General features: G+C 62.1%; 13 protein-coding genes. 5 read left to right on the forward strand and 8 right to left on the reverse strand.

Annotated features, from left to right (window positions below; genetic code table 11):
* Position 1: 1 nt before the first annotated feature.
* Both LEPTO7104_RS36655 and LEPTO7104_RS0103805 read right to left on the reverse strand, forming a co-directional pair.
* Positions 2-2,092 (reverse strand): glycoside hydrolase family 10-like protein, encoded by a 2,091-nt coding sequence (locus LEPTO7104_RS36655; RefSeq protein ID WP_017297218.1) that lies wholly within the window; start codon positions 2,090-2,092, stop codon positions 2-4.
* On the reverse strand, positions 2,092-2,460 hold the full coding sequence (locus LEPTO7104_RS0103805; protein WP_017297219.1) for a translation initiation factor: 369 nt from the start codon (positions 2,458-2,460) through the stop codon (positions 2,092-2,094). Before LEPTO7104_RS0103805 ends, LEPTO7104_RS36655 begins: the two co-directional genes overlap by 1 nt.
* Positions 2,461-2,693: 233 nt before the next feature.
* Here LEPTO7104_RS0103805 and LEPTO7104_RS0103810 point away from each other — a divergent pair, with 233 nt between their 5' ends.
* Complete coding sequence (locus LEPTO7104_RS0103810; protein WP_017297220.1) at positions 2,694-3,437, forward strand: succinate dehydrogenase/fumarate reductase iron-sulfur subunit; 744 nt, start codon at positions 2,694-2,696, stop codon at positions 3,435-3,437.
* A 184-nt stretch (positions 3,438-3,621) separates the two neighbouring features.
* Here LEPTO7104_RS0103810 and LEPTO7104_RS32630 read toward each other — a convergent pair whose 3' ends face one another.
* Both LEPTO7104_RS32630 and LEPTO7104_RS0103825 read right to left on the reverse strand, forming a co-directional pair.
* Positions 3,622-4,665, reverse strand: coding sequence for a WD40 repeat domain-containing protein (locus tag LEPTO7104_RS32630; RefSeq protein WP_083886994.1), 1,044 nt, complete (start codon positions 4,663-4,665; stop codon positions 3,622-3,624).
* A 200-nt stretch (positions 4,666-4,865) separates the two neighbouring features.
* A complete protein-coding gene (locus LEPTO7104_RS0103825; RefSeq protein WP_026072347.1) occupies positions 4,866-6,083 on the reverse strand; it encodes a DNA double-strand break repair nuclease NurA in 1,218 nt (405 codons plus the stop codon).
* A 145-nt stretch (positions 6,084-6,228) separates the two neighbouring features.
* Between LEPTO7104_RS0103825 and LEPTO7104_RS0103830 the strand changes: the two genes are divergently transcribed.
* The 3 genes from LEPTO7104_RS0103830 to ftsH3 all read left to right on the forward strand — a co-directional run bounded on the left by LEPTO7104_RS0103830 (position 6,229) and on the right by ftsH3 (position 10,579).
* Positions 6,229-7,764, forward strand: coding sequence for an N-acetylmuramoyl-L-alanine amidase (locus LEPTO7104_RS0103830; protein WP_017297224.1), 1,536 nt, complete (start codon positions 6,229-6,231; stop codon positions 7,762-7,764).
* Between the two features lie 6 nt (positions 7,765-7,770).
* Complete coding sequence (locus LEPTO7104_RS0103835) at positions 7,771-8,571, forward strand: aminotransferase class IV (RefSeq protein ID WP_017297225.1); 801 nt, start codon at positions 7,771-7,773, stop codon at positions 8,569-8,571.
* Between the two features lie 166 nt (positions 8,572-8,737).
* Positions 8,738-10,579 (forward strand): ATP-dependent zinc metalloprotease FtsH3, encoded by a 1,842-nt coding sequence (gene ftsH3, locus LEPTO7104_RS0103840; RefSeq protein ID WP_017297226.1) that lies wholly within the window; start codon positions 8,738-8,740, stop codon positions 10,577-10,579.
* 204 nt (positions 10,580-10,783) lie between these two features.
* Here the strand turns inward: ftsH3 and LEPTO7104_RS0103845 are convergent, their stop codons facing one another.
* Complete coding sequence (locus tag LEPTO7104_RS0103845; RefSeq protein WP_017297227.1) at positions 10,784-12,163, reverse strand: aspartate aminotransferase family protein; 1,380 nt, start codon at positions 12,161-12,163, stop codon at positions 10,784-10,786.
* 146 nt (positions 12,164-12,309) lie between these two features.
* Here LEPTO7104_RS0103845 and LEPTO7104_RS0103850 point away from each other — a divergent pair, with 146 nt between their 5' ends.
* Positions 12,310-12,513, forward strand: a complete 204-nt coding sequence (locus tag LEPTO7104_RS0103850) for a tellurite resistance TerB family protein (RefSeq protein WP_017297228.1) — start codon at positions 12,310-12,312, stop codon at positions 12,511-12,513.
* A gap of 96 nt (positions 12,514-12,609) precedes the next feature.
* Here LEPTO7104_RS0103850 and thiO read toward each other — a convergent pair whose 3' ends face one another.
* The 3 genes from thiO to LEPTO7104_RS0103865 all read right to left on the reverse strand — a co-directional run bounded on the left by thiO (position 12,610) and on the right by LEPTO7104_RS0103865 (position 17,657).
* Positions 12,610-14,598, reverse strand: a complete 1,989-nt coding sequence (gene thiO / locus LEPTO7104_RS42760; RefSeq protein WP_017297229.1) for a glycine oxidase ThiO — start codon at positions 14,596-14,598, stop codon at positions 12,610-12,612.
* A 91-nt stretch (positions 14,599-14,689) separates the two neighbouring features.
* Complete coding sequence (locus tag LEPTO7104_RS0103860) at positions 14,690-15,178, reverse strand: hypothetical protein (RefSeq protein ID WP_017297230.1); 489 nt, start codon at positions 15,176-15,178, stop codon at positions 14,690-14,692.
* A 136-nt stretch (positions 15,179-15,314) separates the two neighbouring features.
* Complete coding sequence (locus LEPTO7104_RS0103865; protein WP_017297231.1) at positions 15,315-17,657, reverse strand: NACHT domain-containing protein; 2,343 nt, start codon at positions 17,655-17,657, stop codon at positions 15,315-15,317.
* Positions 17,658-17,998: the final 341 nt, after the last annotated feature.

Raw genomic sequence — 17,998 nt, forward strand, 5'->3', positions numbered from 1 at the left:
GTTAGCTACTGGGCCTCAAGGCCGGAGTGGCAAAGGCCTGCTGGAGCTGGTCCACGCGCTGGGCGGCGGTCTCCGGCGGCGGCGAAATCCACAGCGACTCGTAAAAGAAGAACGCCATGCCCGCGTAGGCGCGATCGCGCGCCGCCGCCACCTGGTCCGTGATAAAGTCCATCTTTACCGGGGCCGCCCGCAGCCCGCTGAGAATGCCAGTGCTGACCGGAATTTTGCGCCGCGCCGCCTGAATCGAGGGCTTGTTCATCTCCCAGATGAAGCGGTTTTGGTCGCTGCGATAGACCTGGACCACCAGCTCATCGACAATGCCCCGGTTTACCCAGTCGGGCCAGGCTTGCAGGTAGTGGTCGTAGGCAAAGGGGTAGGGGTTGGGCGAAACCGACACCGCTGTACCGGGGCGGCGATTTTTTACCAGCTTGTGCACCTCGCCCAAAAAATCAGAGATTTTGGCGGCCCGCCAGGCTTTCCACTCCGGGTCTTGGGGGTTGGGGGAGGGAACCCGACCGCCGTGCTCAGCCCGGTACAGGTTGATGGTAAAGGGGTCGTAGCCAAACTCCACCGGCAGGCCCAGATGGTCGTCAAACTGAATGCCGTCCACCTCGTAGTTCGTCACCAGCTCGTCGACCAGCTCCAGCATAAATTTCTGCACCTGGGGATGAAACGGGTTCATCCAGCGGCGCGGAATAACGCCCCCCTCGATCCAAATGCCGGGGTCTGGGGTCTGGGAATCTGGGGACTGGGGATCTGGGGGGGGGAAATCGGGGCTGGCCTGGGCCAACCACTGCTCGGCCCGCTGCTTCTCCCGCGCGCCGATCTGGGGCTGCTCCAGAGGCGATGGTTTGGCCGCCGCCGAGGGTTTCCCCCCTTTCTTGACCAGAGGAGCAGCGGCTTCAGGCTGCTTTTGGGTAAACCAGTCGGGGTGGCGGCGGTAGAGCTCGTAGCTGGCCGGAGCCATAAAGCCAAACTCAAACCAGGGCACTACCGCCAGCCCGCGGGCGTGGCCGAAGTCAATCGCCTCGCGCAGCATGTCGCGTTCGCTCTCGCTGGCGGGGCCGGGGGCGCGCAGGTCGCCGTAGAGGTGCTGGCTGACCCCCAGTTCGCGCTGGGCGACAGCGCTGGGGTAGAGGGTGTGGCCATAGTTCCACACCACCGGGTAGAGGGTGTTGAAGTTGAGGTCGGCCAGGCGGTTCACCGCCCCTTGCAGCGCCTGGGTGGAAAACAACACCTGGCTGTCGACGTTGGTCAGCCAGACGCCCCGCGTTTCGCGAACCGGGATAGGAACCTCGGGGGTTTGGGCCTGGGCCACCCAGGCGGGGTTGATCGAGCGGCGCAGGACGGGGTTGGAGGCCGCGCGGCAGAGCAGGGCAGCCGCTTCGCCCCGCGTGAGGCGCTGGGTGGAGTTGAGGCGATTGCTCTGGGGATAGTTTACCACCACGCCCTGGGTGAGGGCGGTGGCCACCCCTTCGCGGGCGTACTCGGGCACCTGGCGGCTATCTTCGAGGCTGGCGCTGAGGATCGTGTTGGCGGCAATCTGGTAGCTGCCGCCCAGTTTGGTGGCCAGGGCCATTATCGCTTCGGCCCGCACCAGGGGGCGATCGGGCTGAAAGTACTGATCGGGATAGTGGGACGCCACCGTCGGCGCGGTGGCCGCGCCCAGGGCTCGCTCCAGGGGGTTGGCCCAGCTCTGGGCCGGGCCGGGGGGACTGATCTGGTTGAGCAGCGCCACGTAGTCGCCCCAGAGAATGGCGTCATCAGGGTAAAACCGTCCGCTGGCATCGGGGCTCACCAGCCGCAGCTGCGCCAGGGTGGTAATGCAGTCCTTGGCCCAGTGGCTGGCAATGTCGATGGGAATAGTCGGCGGCGGCGGCAGGGCGGGCGCAGCGTCATCTCCATTGTTGGGCAGGTTGTCATCCGGCAGGGGAAGCTGCTTGGTCGCAGCAGTGGGCAGGCCGGGAGCCCCTGACCCCGCCAATTTCGCCGCCAGTGGCAGTACCCCCGGCCCAGCGATCGCCAGGACCAGCGCGGCCCCGAAACACACCAGCGATCGCAGCCACCCTTTCCCCATCGGTCCCATGCCCATCAGCCTCCGCTCCGTTTAGCCTGGTAGCCCTTGGCCACCAGGAGTTCTACCAGCTTTTGGGCGTGGTCGCCCTGAATTTCAATCACATTGTCCTTCGCGGTGCCGCCCGTGCCGCACTGGGCCTTGAGCTGCTTGGCCAGGGCGGTGAGGGTTGCGGGCTGGTGCTCGAACCCGGTGATCACCGTGACGGTTTTGCCGCCGCGCCCCTTGCGGCTCACCTGCACCCGCACCGTCTGCTGATTTGGGGGGCGATCGGGCACCCCCCGCACCATCGGGTCGGCGGGGCCAAACTCGCGGTAGGCATGGCGATCGGTCGCCCCTATATCGCGTCCGGGACCGTTCCCAGATTTAGATTTTCCCTTAGCCATAGCCGCTCTACGAAAACTGCCTGATTTATACCACTTGAGGGGAGCTAGGCGTTAGGTACCAGACTCTCAAAGGCCGCTCAGCCTAAAGCCTGAGGGGCTGACGTTTGTACCCGCTGCCGCGATCGCGCCATTGCCTGGGAGGCACCAAAGACAGTCCTACAGGTGAATATCCTGGCTCCGGCACTCGCTACACTGGGTAGAGGACTAAATGCAGGCCCGCTTACCCATTGTCTATGCGACTCCACCTTAAGGTCTGGCGCCAGGCCGATGCCGACACCCCCGGCCAGTTTCAGAACCATACCGTAGCCGACGCCCATCCCGATATGTCGTTCCTAGAGCTGCTCGACGTGCTCAACGAGCAGCTCATCCACAGCGGGGCCGAGCCGGTGGAGTTTGACCACGACTGCCGCGAGGGCATCTGCGGCTCCTGCGGCGTGATGATCAACGGCAAGGCCCACGGCGGGCAGCCCCAGACCGCCATCTGCCAGCTCTACCTGCGCCACTTCAGCGACGGCGACGAAATTACCATCGAACCCTGGCGGGCCAGGGGCTTCCCGGTGATTAAGGATCTGGTGGTGGACCGGGCGGCGCTCGATCGCATCGTCATGGCGGGGGGCTACATCTCGGTCAAAACCGGGTCGGCGCCCGAGGCCAACGCCATTCCCATTGCCAAGGCCAACGCCGACGCCGCCTTTGACTACGCCGCCTGCATCGGCTGTGGGGCCTGCATTGCCGCCTGTCCCAACGCCTCAGCCTCTTTATTCACCGCCGCCAAGGTGGCCCACCTGGCCCTGCTGCCCCAGGGCCACCCCGAGCGATCGCAGCGGGTGCTGGCCATGGGCGAGCAGATGACCGCCGAAGGCTTTGGCGACTGCTCCAACCACGGCGAATGTCAGGCGGTGTGCCCCAAGGGCATTTCGATCGATGCGATCGCCACCATGCGCCGCGAGTACGTACGAGCTGTAACAGGCCTATAGTCACGCAGGTCAAGAGACATCCAGAAACGCCCCAACGCCCGAACGCCCCAACGCCCCAACGCTCAAACGCCCCAACGCTCAAACGCTTTGATGAGAAATGCCTTAACCAGACTGATCAACCAGACCGACGGCATCAACAGTCTAGACAAACCATCGATCTCTGAACTTAGCCAATCCAAAATCATCATCCCTGCTCTCGCCAAACCCGCACCGTGCCGTCCCACCCGGCGCTGACCAGGGTTTTCCCGTCGGGGGCAAAGTCTACCCCCCACACCCAGCCATCGTGGCCCTGCAAGATCGAGACCAGACGCCCCTGCGCCATGTCCCACAGGCGAATGGTGCCGTCGTTGCTAGCGGTGGCCAGCAGGGTGCCGTCGGGGTTAAAGGCCAGGCTGTTGACCGGGGCCGAATGGGCCTTGAAGCAGGTGGTTTCGCGGCCGCTGTTGAGCTTCCAAAAGCGCACGGTGCAGTCGGCGCTGGCGCTGGCCAGCAGCCAGTTGTTGGGGCTGGCCGCCACCGAGAGTACCTCCCCGGTGTGGCCTGTGAGCAGGTGGTTGCGGCCCTTGCCCTTGATCCGATACAGGCGCAGGGTTTTGTCCTGGCTGCCGCTGATCAGGGTAGTGCCGTCGTGGCTGACGGCGATCGCGCGCACCCAGTGGGTATGGCCATTGAACTGGTGGATCAGGGCGCGATCGCTGAGTCGCCAGACGCAAATTTTGTGGTCCTGGCCACCGCTAAACAGATACTTGCCGCTGGGGCTAAAGGCCACGGCCCGCACCCAGCTGCTGTGGCCCTCCAGCTGGCCCAGGGCCAGGCCGGTGGTAAAGTCCCACAGCTGAACGGTGTTGTCGTTGCTGACGCTGGCAAAGCAGGTGCGATCGGGATTTACGGCCACGGCCCGCACCCAGGCTTGGTGGCTGTCGATAACGTGCATGGTGTTGCCGGTGGCCAGGTTCCACACCCGCACGGTTTTGTCGCCGCTGCCGCTAATAATAAAGTTGCCGTCGGCACTCACCGCCACCGATCGCACCCAGCTGCTGTGGCCCGTCAGCACGCGGGTGCAGACCCACCGGGGGCCGCGGGCAGGGGAATGGGAGGTGGCACTGGCATCTCGGTCTAGGGCCGTGGCCATATCCACCAGCTCAAAGGCGGACGGATCGCTGTCCTGGTCGCCCTGGGCAAAAGATTCTGGGGGCTGAGAGGGCATGACAAGGGTACGGATCGACATGGGGCTGATCGGTCAGTAACAGCAGTAGACCTGGGCGCAGGCTGTTACCAGCCCGCCAAACCCACCGTCCACTACACCCTGCCAGCATCCTATTCCGAATTTTAGGGTGTTGGCCAGACTACACCGGGCCAAGGCGGGCAAAATCCTCGGCTGAATCTCCAAATATCTGCTACGTGCCTCAGCTATCTGGTCTGGGTCGCTCAGGCAATGCTGCCGCGCTTGCGGGCTTCTTTGTAGGAGGTGCCCACGTTCTTGAGCCCGGCCCGAATCATTTCCTGCTCCAGTAGGGCAAAAAAGCGCGTGCGATCGCCCCCCCGCACCACCGCCTGGTTATGGGCCTCGGCCAGGGCCACCGGATACCCGTAGCCCTTCTGCACCTGGGTCAGCACCATGCGCAGAGCGCTTTCACACAGCGCGGCGTCGGCCATCACCCACTGGGGCACCTCCACCCGCGCCACCTCAGACCCCACGTTGAGGTAGCAGAAGTAGACCCGATGCTCGTCGTAGAGGTCGAGAATGCTGGCGGTGCTGCGCCAGAAGGGGCTGCGATCGCCCACCGCCAGCTCCGTGGCCCAAAATGTTGCATCCCGCAGGGGCAAAAAGCTGCCGCAGGGGGCGCGCTCACTCAAGTTGCCGTCGGTGCCGCCGCAGTGGCTCTGGCAGTCGGGCGTAGCGAAGGGGCAGGCCGCTAGCCGCAGGAAGTTCATCGCCTCGCCGCTGCGGCTGGCGCTGAGGTAGCCCACCAGGGGAATGCCCACCTGCCGCAGCCGCTCCCACGCGTCGAGGATGGGGGGCAGGATGCGATCGCGGGCCTCAGCGGGCAGCGCCTCCAAAAACCAGTAGATCAGCGACCCATCCACCAGGGCCAGGGCTGGTACTCTATCCGTTTCGAGATTTCCTTCGCCTAAATTATCGTGGATAGCTTCGCCCAGCTCGGCCAGCACCACCGCCTCGGCCACGGTGCGGCGGTGGCCCATCCACTCTTCGGTGCTAATGCCCCACTGGCGCGATAGGTAGAGGTCTTCGGCCCGGTACACCACCTCCGGCAGGCTATCCAGCAATGGGAAGCGGCCCTGGCCGTAGTGCAGCACCACCCGGCCCACGTTGATCAAATAGCAGTAGGCGATCTCGTGGTGGCTGGGGGAAATTTGCGACCCGTCGGTGGCCAGCACCGTATGGGCCTCTGGGGCGGCGGTGACCGGGGTGCGCAGGGCGAGGGGTTCGGTGGGCTGGGCGGCGGTAAAGGGGGCGCGATCGCCCCAGGTCTCGGCCTCGGCCACCAGCTCGGCCTGGCGGGTGGCGGCGATCGCCATCAGCCTGCGGGCCGCCGCTACCCGCTCCTGGGCGGCAGCGGCCTCCTGGCTCAGGTGCTGACTAATGCCCTGCATTTGCTGGGCCAGCTTCATCAGGTCAAGCATAATTCGAGGAATTTGGTACGCCCATACTATCATTTCTGGCATTTCCGGGATTTTTCGTTAGAATCTGCCGCCTACGGATGCCACTTTGGCCTGCGTCGGTATACTGTCGTGTGGCTTGTATTTTGGTCGTGTTCTGGTCGTGCTTATGGAGTCAAAATGGCTCACCCTAGGGTTTACGTCAGCAGCTCTGGCAACCGTGGGTGCCCTGGTCATCGCTGCCCCTGCTCGGGCGGCAACCTTACAGCACTGGTGGTTTGATGCCCAAACCAACCAGCTGGTGTTCACCACCGACAGTGAGGTGCAGCCCCGGGCACAGCTGCTGGCCAACCCCACCCGCATCGTCATTGACCTGCCCAACACACAGCTGGGCAATACGACGACTAACCAGGCCGTGGGCGGTGCCATTCGCGAGGTGCGGGTAGGCCAGTTCGATCGCCAAACCGCCCGCCTGGTCATTGAAATCGCCCCCGGCTACAGCCTCAACCCCCAGGATGTGCGGGTGCAGGGCGTTCGCCCCAACCAGTGGGCGGTGCAGCTGCCCGCCCCCAGACCCGGCTCAGCCCCCGCCGCCGGATCTATTCCTGCCCCCAGCGCCAGCGCTAACCGGGTAGAGGGCAACACCGGCACCGGGGCCGCCGCTATTCTCAGCGGCGTGGTTGCCACCGGCGACGGCTTTTTAATTCGGCTCAGCGGCACGGCACCCACCCCCTCGGTACAGTTCACCCGCGACGACGCCGACAATCGCTACGCCGTTATCGACCTGCCCAACACGGCGGTGGCGGGCAACCTCCGCCCCGACGATCTGCCCAACTATCGCTACAGCGTCGTCACCTGGGATGTAGCCCAGCAGGCCACCACGCCCCCCTCCACCCGCATTACCCTCAAGCTTGGCCCCACCAGTCCCGACTGGCGCGCCCTGCGCAACAGCAGCGGGGTAATTGTGCTGCCCCCCAGCGGCGTGCCCATCAGCAGCGTGTCCGATGAACCACCGCCGCTCGCCACCGCCCCCAGTTCGCCACCCACCACCACCGCCCAGGCCCCACCCCCGGCTCGGCCAGCCCAGCCCGCCACACCTCCTCCCACCCGGTCGGTGGAGCCCCCAGCCACTCCTCCCGAACTGCCCACGGTGCCCAACGGGCGGGTGGTTGTGGTCATTGATCCTGGCCACGGCGGTCGCGACCCCGGTGCCGTCGGGATCAACAGCCTGCAAGAAATCCAGGTGATTTTTCCGATTTCGCTGCGGGTGAGAGACCTCCTCGAAGCCCAGGGGGTGACGGTGGTGATGACCCGGCAGGAAAATGTCACTGTTGACTTGCAGGCCCGCACCGCTCTTGCCAACCGCGCCCAGGCCAATTTGTTTGTCAGCATCCACGCCAACTCAATTAGCCTCAGCCGCCCCGATGTCAACGGGATTGAGTCGTACCACGCCTCCGATACCGGCCAGCGATTGGCGGCCACGCTCCAGGCCAGCATGCTGGCGGCAACCGGAATGCGCGATCGCGGCGTCAAGCAGGCCCGCTTCTACGTGCTGCGGCACACCGATATGCCCGCCGCCCTGGTCGAGGTGGGGTTCGTCACCGGCGCGCAGGACTATCCCCGATTGAACGACCCGGCCTGGCGCGAAATCATGGCCCAGGCGATCGCCCGCGGCATTCTGCAATACATTCAGCAGGGATTGTAGATTCCAGTGGCCTACTGGTTTAGAGGCAGCCTTTGCCAGGGCAGCGATATTGCCCTGGCCGTCGATGAGCCTGCCTTTCTCTACGGCGCCACGGCGTTTACCACCCTGCGGGTCTATGGCCACAGCCTCGACCACCCCCTCACGGCCTGGTCGGCCCACCAGGCGCGGCTCACCGAGACGCTGCAAACCTTTGGCTGGGCGACCCCAAATTGGTCCCAGGTGCGCCAGGGGGCCGCGTTGCTGCTGCGTGAATATGCCCTTCTACGCATTACCTGCTTCCCCAATGGCCGGGAACTGGTGAGCGGGCGACACCTGCCCGCCGATTTAGACCAGATACAGGCCCAGGGAATTGCGGCCTGGGTGGCCCACGGAGAGCTATACCAGCGACCTGTGCCCGGCCACAAAACCGGCAACTACCTGGGCGCGTGGCTGGCCAGCCAGGCCGCCCAGGGCCAGGGGGCCAGGGAAGCCATTTTGCTAGATGCCCAGGGGCATTGGCTCGAAACCAGCACCGGCAACCTCTGGGGCTGGGCCAACGGTCGGTGGCATACCCCTGGCCTGGGGGCGGGCCTGCTGCCGGGGATCGTCCGCACCTACCTGATTGACTATTTGAGGCAGCGGGGAGAGCGAGTCGAGCAATCTCCCTGGCCACCGGGGGTAATTCCGCGCTTTGAGGTGCTGGCCTACAGCAACTCAGGGGTGCAGATAGTCCCCATTCACACAGTTTTGGGCGATCGCAGTAGACTGGAGGTTAACCCCAAGCACCCGGCCCTAGAGGCTTTGCGGGCTGCATTTAGGGAAAATTAACCCCTATTCCAATTATCGATTAGCTCATTCCGACAGATGACGTTAACATAAGTTAATATCTCTCTAATCATGGCGGCCTACTCAAACATTGGCCCCGAACGGGTTTCATTGGAAACGGTTTCTTAGAAACAGTTCATCTCAAGAAGTAAGTGGAGGCATTAGCCCGGTGAACAAACGGTGGAGAAATGCAGGTCTGTATGCCCTGCTGGTCGTTGTAGTGATTGCGCTGGCGACCGCTATTTTTGATGGTTCTGGCCCCGAAACCAAAACCTGGCGCTACAGCCAGTTTCTAGATGCGGTGCAAAATAACCAGATCGAGCGCGTCAGCATCAGCGCCGATCGCACCCGCGCCCGCTTTACCGACCCCGAAGGCAACGGCCAGGTCATCGTCAACCTGCCCAACGACCAGGAGCTGATCAGCACCCTGGAAGACAACAACGTCGATATCGTTGTCATGCCCCAGAGCGACGACAGCGTATGGGTGCGGGCCTTTAGCACCCTGCTGATTCCGGTGCTGCTGCTGGGGGTGCTGTTCTTTGTGCTGCGGCGGGCCCAAAGCGGTCCCGGCAACCAGGCGATGAACTTCGGCAAGTCGAAGGCGCGGGTGCAAATGGAGCCCCAAACCCAGGTCACCTTTGGCGATGTGGCCGGCATTGAGCAGGCCAAGCTAGAGCTAACCGAAGTCGTCGACTTCCTCAAAAATGCCGATCGCTTTACCGCTGTCGGCGCCAAAATTCCCAAGGGCGTGCTGCTGGTTGGCCCTCCCGGTACCGGTAAAACCCTGCTGGCCAAGGCCGTAGCGGGCGAAGCGGGGGTGCCCTTCTTCTCCATCTCTGGTTCCGAGTTTGTCGAAATGTTTGTGGGCGTCGGTGCCTCCCGCGTCCGCGACCTGTTTGAGCAGGCCAAGGCCAACGCCCCCTGTATCGTCTTTATCGACGAGATTGACGCCGTGGGTCGCCAGCGGGGCGCAGGCCTCGGCGGCGGCAACGACGAGCGCGAGCAAACCCTCAACCAGCTGCTCACCGAGATGGACGGCTTTGAGGGCAACACCGGCATCATCATCATCGCGGCCACCAACCGCCCCGACGTGCTGGATGCGGCCCTGCTGCGCCCCGGTCGTTTTGACCGCCAGGTGGTGGTCGATCGCCCCGACTACGCCGGTCGGCTCGAAATCCTCAACGTCCACGCCCGCGGCAAGACCTTCTCCAAGGATGTGGATCTGCAAAAGATCGCCCGCCGCACCCCTGGGTTCACCGGGGCCGATCTGTCGAACCTGCTGAACGAGGCCGCGATCCTGGCCGCCCGCCGCAACCTCACCGAAATCTCCATGGATGAGGTCAACGATGCGATCGATCGCGTCCTGGCCGGCCCTGAGAAGAAAGACCGCGTGATGAGCGAAAAGCGCAAGGAGCTGGTCGCCTACCACGAGGCGGGTCACGCCCTGGTCGGTGCCCTGATGCCCGACTACGACCCGGTGCAGAAGATCAGCATTATCCCCCGCGGTCGGGCCGGTGGCTTGACCTGGTTTACCCCCAGCGAAGATCGTCTAGAGTCGGGCCTGTACTCCCGCTCCTACCTGCAAAACCAGATGGCCGTGGCCCTCGGGGGCCGCATCGCCGAAGAGATTATCTTCGGCGAAGAAGAAGTCACCACCGGGGCCTCCAACGACCTCCAGCAGGTGGCCCGCGTGGCTCGTCAGATGGTGACTCGCTTCGGCATGAGCGACAAGCTTGGCCCGGTAGCCCTGGGTCGTCAGCAGGGCAACATGTTCCTGGGTCGCGACATCGCCGCCGAGCGCGACTTCTCTGAAGAAACCGCCGCCACGATTGACTCTGAGGTGCGCGGTCTGGTGGATCAGGCCTACACCCGCGCCAAGCAGGTGCTCACCAACAACCGCCACGTGCTCGATCAGCTGGCCAACATGCTGGTCGACAAAGAAACCGTCGATTCGGAAGAGCTACAGCAGCTGCTCGCCACCAACGATGTGAGCATGGCTTCGATCGTGTAAACCACGCTAAAGCCTTCAAGATTCGATAGATTAGGGGATGTCTAAGGGCATCCCCTTTTTTGTGTAGGAGATGAAGCAACCAAGGCGATCGGGAATTTCCCGCAGGGCTGCTATGGCAGCTCAGCCCTCTGGGGCATTTCCTGTCACCCCAGCTCACCGTGCGGCTAGATGATGTTGTGCCGCGATCGCCTGATCTCTCCCCGCCTAAATACAGTCCTGAATCGCCTGCTCTAGAATAGCCAGCCCTTCGTCCAGTTCGGCCTCGGTTACGGTCAGCGGCGGGGCAATGCGCCACACGCTGCCCATGCCGGGTAGGGCGGTGATATTCATGCTCAGCCCCAGCTCCAGGCAGCGGCTGGTGATTGCGGCCCCGGTTTCGGGATCGGGCTGGCGGCGATCGCGATCTTTCACCAGCTCCACCCCCAGCAGCAGCCCCCGCCCGCGCACATCGCCGATCATCTCGTAGCGGTCCTTCAGCTCCAGCAGCCCCCGCTTCAGGTAGTCGCCCCGACTGGCGGCCTGCTCACTCAGGTTTTCGCTGGTCAGCACTTGCAGCACCGCCAGCCCCACCGCCGCTGGCATCGGGTCAGAGATGTGGGAGGTGTAGTAGATAAAGCCTTTCCCGTAGCAATCGGCTTCGACGGTTTCGCTGGTGACGGTGGCCGCCAGGGGTAGCCCGCCCCCCAGGGTTTTGGAGAGGGTCAAAATATCGGGCACAATGCCCAGCTGCTCAAAGGCAAAGAAGCTGCCCAGGCGACCAAAGGCGGTTTGCGCCTCGTCTAAAATCAGCAGCATCCCTCTGTCGTGGCAGTGGCGCTGGAGCTGCTGAAAGTAGCCCTCCGGCGGTTCCACAATCCCCCCAGCGCTGAGGATAGGTTCTACAATCACAGCGGCATAGGCCCCCACCGACTGGCTGTCGACCAGGTCAAACCCCACCGCCAGGCAGGTCATATCGCACTGGTCCTGGCAGTGGCGGATGGGGCAGCGGTAGCAGTTCGGCGTGGGCAGGGCCAGGTTGCCCGGAATGGTCGGCCCATACCCCTTCCGGGCCGACACGAAGGTGCTGGCCCCGGCTCCGGCGGTCATGCCGTGCCAGGAGGCGCTGAGGCCCACCACCTCAAAGCCGCCGGTGTGCAGCTTGGCCATGCGCAGGGCGGCTTCGTTGGCCTCGCTGCCGGTGTTGAGAAACAGAGCCTTTTGCAGGGGGGGCGGCAGCCGCTGGCACAGCGCCTCGGCCAGTTCTACCACGGCGGGCGACAGCATGCTGCTGAACAGGTGCAGCACCTCTGCGCAGGCGCTGTGGATAGCCTGCACCACGGCGGGGTGGTTGTGGCCTAGGGTGGCGCACATTTGCCCCGAGGTAAAGTCGAGAATTTTGCGGCCCTGGCGATCGTACAGGTAGCTGCCCCGCGCCCGCTGAATCATCCGGGGGGCAAAGTCGCCGCCGTAGCGCACCAGATGGTGCTCAACGATGTCCCACAGCTCCTCATCCGAGGGCGGGCTGGGGCCAGTGCTCCCATTTGAACCCGTTGGCGAGCTGAGGGGAGCGGCAGTAGAGGGCAGGTCGCGGCTAGAGTCTGGCATGGCTGGAGCTCAGAAAATACCCATTCAGGGTAGCGGTAATTTCACCCTTCGGTTGTTGGGTGCGGCATCTAAAGCATTCGCCGTTGGGCACCCAGCTACAGCAGCGGTTAAAACAGGTACATAGTAGTCCTAAATAGCGCCGCCCTATGTCGTCACCTCCGTCTCAGCCCGACTGCCCGATTACCGACTTAGTCAGCCAGTGCATCCAGGCTCGCACCATTACCCAGACCCAGTACCAGGAGCTAACGGCCCTGGTGCTGGCCGACGGCACCGTCGATGAGAGCGAGCGCAAGCAGGTCAACCGCCTCTTCGATGCCATTCAGGGCGGGCGAGTCAAAATTGTGGACTAGGGGAAAGGGGATGAGGAAGGTGATGGGATGAGGGAGATGGGGAAGGCCGAACCTTAGAACTGCCACATTCCTCTATTCGCCTATCTTCCCCAGTTTTCACTCTGTAACTCTGCCCGTCAGGGGTGAACTGGCGATCGCCCTTCCCTGCACCGGAATTCGCCCGGCTCTGTAGGCCAGCCGCCCGGCCAGGGTGGCCAGTCCCATGGCGCGCCCCATGGCAACGGGGTCGGCGGCCTTTGCGATCGCCGTGTTGATCAGCAGCGCGTCGGCGCCCATCTCCATGGCCTCAGCCGCTTCGCTGGGGGTGCCAATGCCCGCATCCACCACCACGGGAACGGCGGCATTTTCGATGATGATCTGAATGTTGGCGGCGTTGCGAATGCCCTGGCCCGAGCCAATCGGTGAGCCCAGGGGCATAACGGTGGCGCAGCCTGCCTCTTCGAGGCGCTTGGCCAGCAGGGGGTCGGCGTTGATGTAGGGCAGCACCGCAAAGCCTTCTTTGACCAGCTGCTCGGCGGCCTCCAGGGTGCCAATTGGGTCGGGCAGCAGATATTTCGCGTCGGGAATCACCTCCAGCTTGACAAAGTTGTTGTCTTCCTGGCCCAGGAGCTTGGCCATTTCGCGGCCCAGGCGGGCGACGCGAATGGCGTCCTCGGCGGTTTTGCAGCCCGCCGTATTGGGCAGCATCCAAAGGTTTGACCAGTCGAGGGCCTCGGCCAGCCCCTGGTGACCGGGGGCGTTGGTCTGCACCCGCCGCACCGCTACGGTGACAATTTCGCAGCCGCTGGCGGCAATGCTCTGGCGCATGGTGGCAAAGTCGTCGTACTTGCCGCTGCCGGTCATCAGTCGGGAGGAAAAGGTGCGCCCGGCAATGATCAGCGGGGAATCGCCAGGGGCGGGAGCCAGATCGGTATCTAGCCCGGAGGAAGGAGCAAGGGCAACATCGGTGAAGGTCATAGCCTGGGGGGGTGAAAAAACGGTGGAAGGGGCGGGCAGCGATCGCGAAACGCTATGAAAGCGGCGCCAGGAAAAAGGCTCCAGGCGAGCGTCCACCTGGCCCATCACCGCCTGGGCAACCAGCTGGGCGGTGATGGGGGCGAGCAAAATGCCGTTGCGGTAGTGGCCGGTGGCCAGGGTGAGGTTGGCGGCGGGGCCGGGGCCAAGGATGGGCCACTCGTCGGGGGTCGCGGGCCGGTAGCCCCACCAGGTTTCTTCGAGGCTAAAGTGAGCCAGCTGGGGCAGCAGCGCGATCGCATTGTGCAGCAGCTGGTTCACTCCCCCGGCGGTGTTGTGGGGGGCAAAGCCCACGTCTTCACTGGTGGCCCCCAGCACAATGCGGCCATCCCGGCGGGGCACGATGTAGATATCTTCGCCAAACAGCACCCGCTGCAGCGGCTGGGGCGTACCGTAACCGGCGGGCACCCGCAGGCTGGCCATTTCGCCTTTTTTGGGAAATACCGGCAGGGGCAGCAGCTCGCTGGCCCAGGCCCCGGTGGCCAGCACCACATGGCCTGAGCTAAAGTCGCCCGCCTGGGCGGTGCACACCCGCTCAACGCGGCCCTGGCGCTGCTGGAGGGCGATCGCCCCGGTGCCCTCGTGGAGGGTAACGCCCAGATCGATCACCGCCGATCGCAGGGCCTGCACCAGCAGCCGATTGTCCACCTGGCCCTCGTCGGGGTACCAGCGCGCGCCTCGCACGGCCTCGCCCAGGCCCGGCTGGTAGTAGCGCAGGGTTTCTGCCGCTAGCCAGCCTTCTGACACATCGGACTGGGATTCAGGCGCACTGTAGCGCGGGGCCAAAATGCCGCAGGGCCAGTAGCCCACCGACTGCCCGGTGAGGGCCTCCAGCTTGCCGACCCAGGTGGGGTAGAGGGCCAGACTGTCCAGACACAGCGATCGCAGGGGGCCAGGGGGCAATCCCTCTGCCTGGGGGGCCAGCATGCCCGCAGCGGCGTGGCTGGCGGCCTGGGCAAAATCGCGGCTGAGCACGGTGACCGAAACGCCCTGCTGCCGCAGCTCCAGCGCGATCGCAAGCCCAATGATGCCGCCCCCCACCACCAGGGCGTCGCTTACCTGATTTGCCATGCCGATTAACCCAAGTGCTCAATCATATTTTAGGGGATATTTAAGGGCACCTGGGGCCATAACCGCCGCCGCCTGGGCGGTGGGCAGCGCCTCACCACAGGGCGGGAATAGAGTCTACGTCAGGATCGGCGGGGCGCTGCTGCTCGACCCCGGGCCGCACCAGGCCGGGCTGAATCGGAGCGATATCGCCCGGATTGGCCGGAAACGTCGCGGCGGCCCCCGTGCGCGGAATCACGTTGCCGCTCTGGGGAGCCACCGTGCCCGCCCCGCCCGTGGTGGTGGGGGAAATCGTGGCTCGCCCTCCCGGCGGCATGCCTGTCCCCGACGGATTGTTGGTGTTGAAGACCGTATCGGAGCTGGCCGAAACGCCGTTGCTGCCCACATCGCTCTGGCGCTGCACCAGCTGCCCGGCCTTATCTAAAGGCAGTGTGCCCAGATCGCTGTTGTCCCCCTGAGCCGCCGCATTGCGCTGGCTAAGCACCTGGGATCCCTGGGAGCGATCGGACAGCAGCTTGTTTAAGCCGCCGGTCAGCATCACCACGATAGCCGCCAAAATACCGCCAATAACGAAGCGATTCATAGCTTTCCTCACCCGTGCTTAGCTTTCTATCGTGGCGCAGATTTGAAGATCTGACGCATCGGCCAGCCAAATTTAGCCAAAATTTTTGGCAGACCCGCAAAATATCCACCTGCCGGTGGACTGTCTTGCTCTGCTCCTAGGCAAAATCGGGCAGGTCGGGGCGGGGGCTGGGGGGCAAACTGGTGAGCCTGAGCATAGAGTCTGCTATTTCAGCAAATCTGTCGTCCGGCAGGTTTGAGCAGTTGATGCAGGTCGACAGCAGCCGAGTGATGCGGTAGTAGGTGCGCAACCGCTTCACCTGTTCGCTGTTCAAACCATAGATGTAGGGCAGACCCAGGGTGTTTAACAGGTTGGCAATTTTTTCCTGCCATCGGTATCGTTTGGCCTCCCACCAGTCGGCCTGATTGTCGTATCTAATCCGCTGTTCCTCAATCAGGTGAAGCCAGCCAGCGATGATGTCCTGGCGCTGGCCATCGTCTCGAAAAAAGTCCTGTAGTTTCTGAAAGCAGCGCTTTAGTTTCAGGGGTTGGTCTGGCTCAGAGCAGCAGTGGTAGGCCCGATACAGCTCTCTATGGCCGCGCAAAATAGCCGCATCTACCATGCTGGTGGCGAAGTGCAGATCGGGCAGATCAAACCGGCGGCTGTGGGTGTTAAAGCTGGTAATGCCCTCAATATCTTCGAGGGCGAAGGCAAAGTACCAGGCGCGAATTAAGACCTGCACGTGACTGCGATCGCTATGGTCTGTGTAGGCAACAAACGTGGCCGCCCGATCGAGCTTGCTGAGGAAGGCAACCAGCCGCATATCGCCGTTGACGTAGTTGTCTACGCTGACTTTAAATCCTACGAAAAAATCCCAGGCCACCTGCCTGGGCACCAGTTCAGAGACTAGCTCAATCACAAAGCTCCAGCGGCGATCGGCCAGGTAGCGATAGACATCGGTATAGGCATCAGTTCTGACCAGGTGCTCGGCGGTGAAGTACTCCTGGTAGGTGAGGTGGGAAAAAGAGCAGTACATTTCGCCCCACCTCACCAGCAGCCCGTTAAACTGCTCAATGCCTCGAATAATCACGTGGCTATCGACCTTATCGGGGTTGATGCTGTGCACTTCTTTGCAGTAGTCCTGAATGATGCGCTCGATGTCTCTCACATCGAACAGAATCTGCTCATTTAGGTGAACAAAAAAGTAGCTGGCAATGCGAGCCAAAATGTTTTTAATATCTTGCTCGCGAAAGTAGGGGGCACTGACAATAGTCGAACCCTCATCGGGCTGTAGGCGCCGGGCCAGGGCAGATAAACCGCTGGCAAACACCCCTATTCTCTGATCGGGAAAATCTCCGTTGTGATCGTAGGTTAGGCAGAGCAAATTCAGCAGAACTGGCCTGCGGGCGATCTCGCGAATGCCTTTATAGCGGGGAGAGTACAGCTTCTCTAGCATCGAATTTGAGGACGATGGTTCGGTGCCGTAGTAGTCAAACCATCGGGTAATGAATTCAGGAATTTGCTTTTTGGAGTAAAAGGGAGAAATAACAACTTTTTGCACTCCCCGCAGATGAAAAACGGCACCCAGGCGGGAGGTGCAGATAAACTTGCAGTCTACGTAGTCAGAAAGAATTTCCTGAATCATAAACTGAATGCTTGAGCGCTGGGCCTCGGGGGCTTCGTCTAAACCGTCGAAGAGAAACAGCGCCCGACCGGCGCTCAAAATATCCTCAGCCTGTAGGGCATTGGCTCCCCATGCCGCCAAAATTTCGTCGATAAAGGTGCGAATGGTCGCCACCCCGACAGAGGCTGAATAATGGCGAATTTCAATAAATATGGGCACGTAGCTGGACAGGGCTTCCCCGGCCCGGCACCTCAAGGCAATCGACTGAAGATAGCTGCTTTTACCCGACCCAGGCTCTCCATAGACGGATACCCTTTGGTGTTTTTCTAGCAGCGCTGTACCCGTGGTTCGGTTGCCTCGCAGCAGTCTTAGCCCGATGCGGTCAAACTCATCTTCAAAGTCTTGCTGAGAATTTTGGAGAACTTCTCTGTTTAGGGCCGGATATTCGGAGGGCAGTTTCTCGACCTCCACCATATCGAGTTCTACAAAGTTGTCTCGCACCCACGAACTTTGATCGCGATCGCTGGCGGGATTGATATTTTCAAACGAAAATCTGACCTGCTTCCGCACCGAGTCAACCAGCTGATCGATATCGCTAGACTCAGCCGATAGCTGCCCTTCATAGGATTCACAGGCGTCTAGCAAAAGTTTGTCGTAGTAGTCGCAGATAGCCTCAACTTTGGCGTGCTCCCCACGATTGCCCGACAGTATACGCGCCAGCGTAGCTTTGCTTATAGATACTTGGCAGCTGCGCTTGATGGCATTGCTGAGCCCGGCGTAGTGCCCCTCCGGAAATTCTTTTTTAGCCGCCTCTAAAAATTCATTGCAATAATTAGCCTTTAATTTGAGATATCTGGGGTTTTCGTTAGATGCCATGTGCCCTGATTAACTGAATTGTGCTCGCGTGCTTGAAGCAATTCTATACCGTTACATATAGCCTGCCAAATCCCTGTTTTAGTTATTTAATATTTGCCGTGCTGCCCAGCGATAATTTTCGTTTTCCTGGCCTTTTTTTAATATTCCCACAGGGCATTCTTTGAAGTTGCTACATATTCCTGGTGAGGCAGAAACAAACTATTGCTGCTTTATGTCCTAGGGGATAGGATGCTATGGCAGCTGCACGCTATCGTAACCATGGATGGACTGACTGGCATAGGGCTAGCATGGAAATGAAGAGGGCTTTGCAGTAAGTGAGTTCCTTGTCACAGCTAGGTTGT

The sequence above is a fragment of the Nodosilinea nodulosa PCC 7104 genome (genome assembly GCF_000309385.1).
GTDB classification, from domain to species: Bacteria; Cyanobacteriota; Cyanobacteriia; order Phormidesmidales; family Phormidesmidaceae; genus Nodosilinea; species Nodosilinea nodulosa.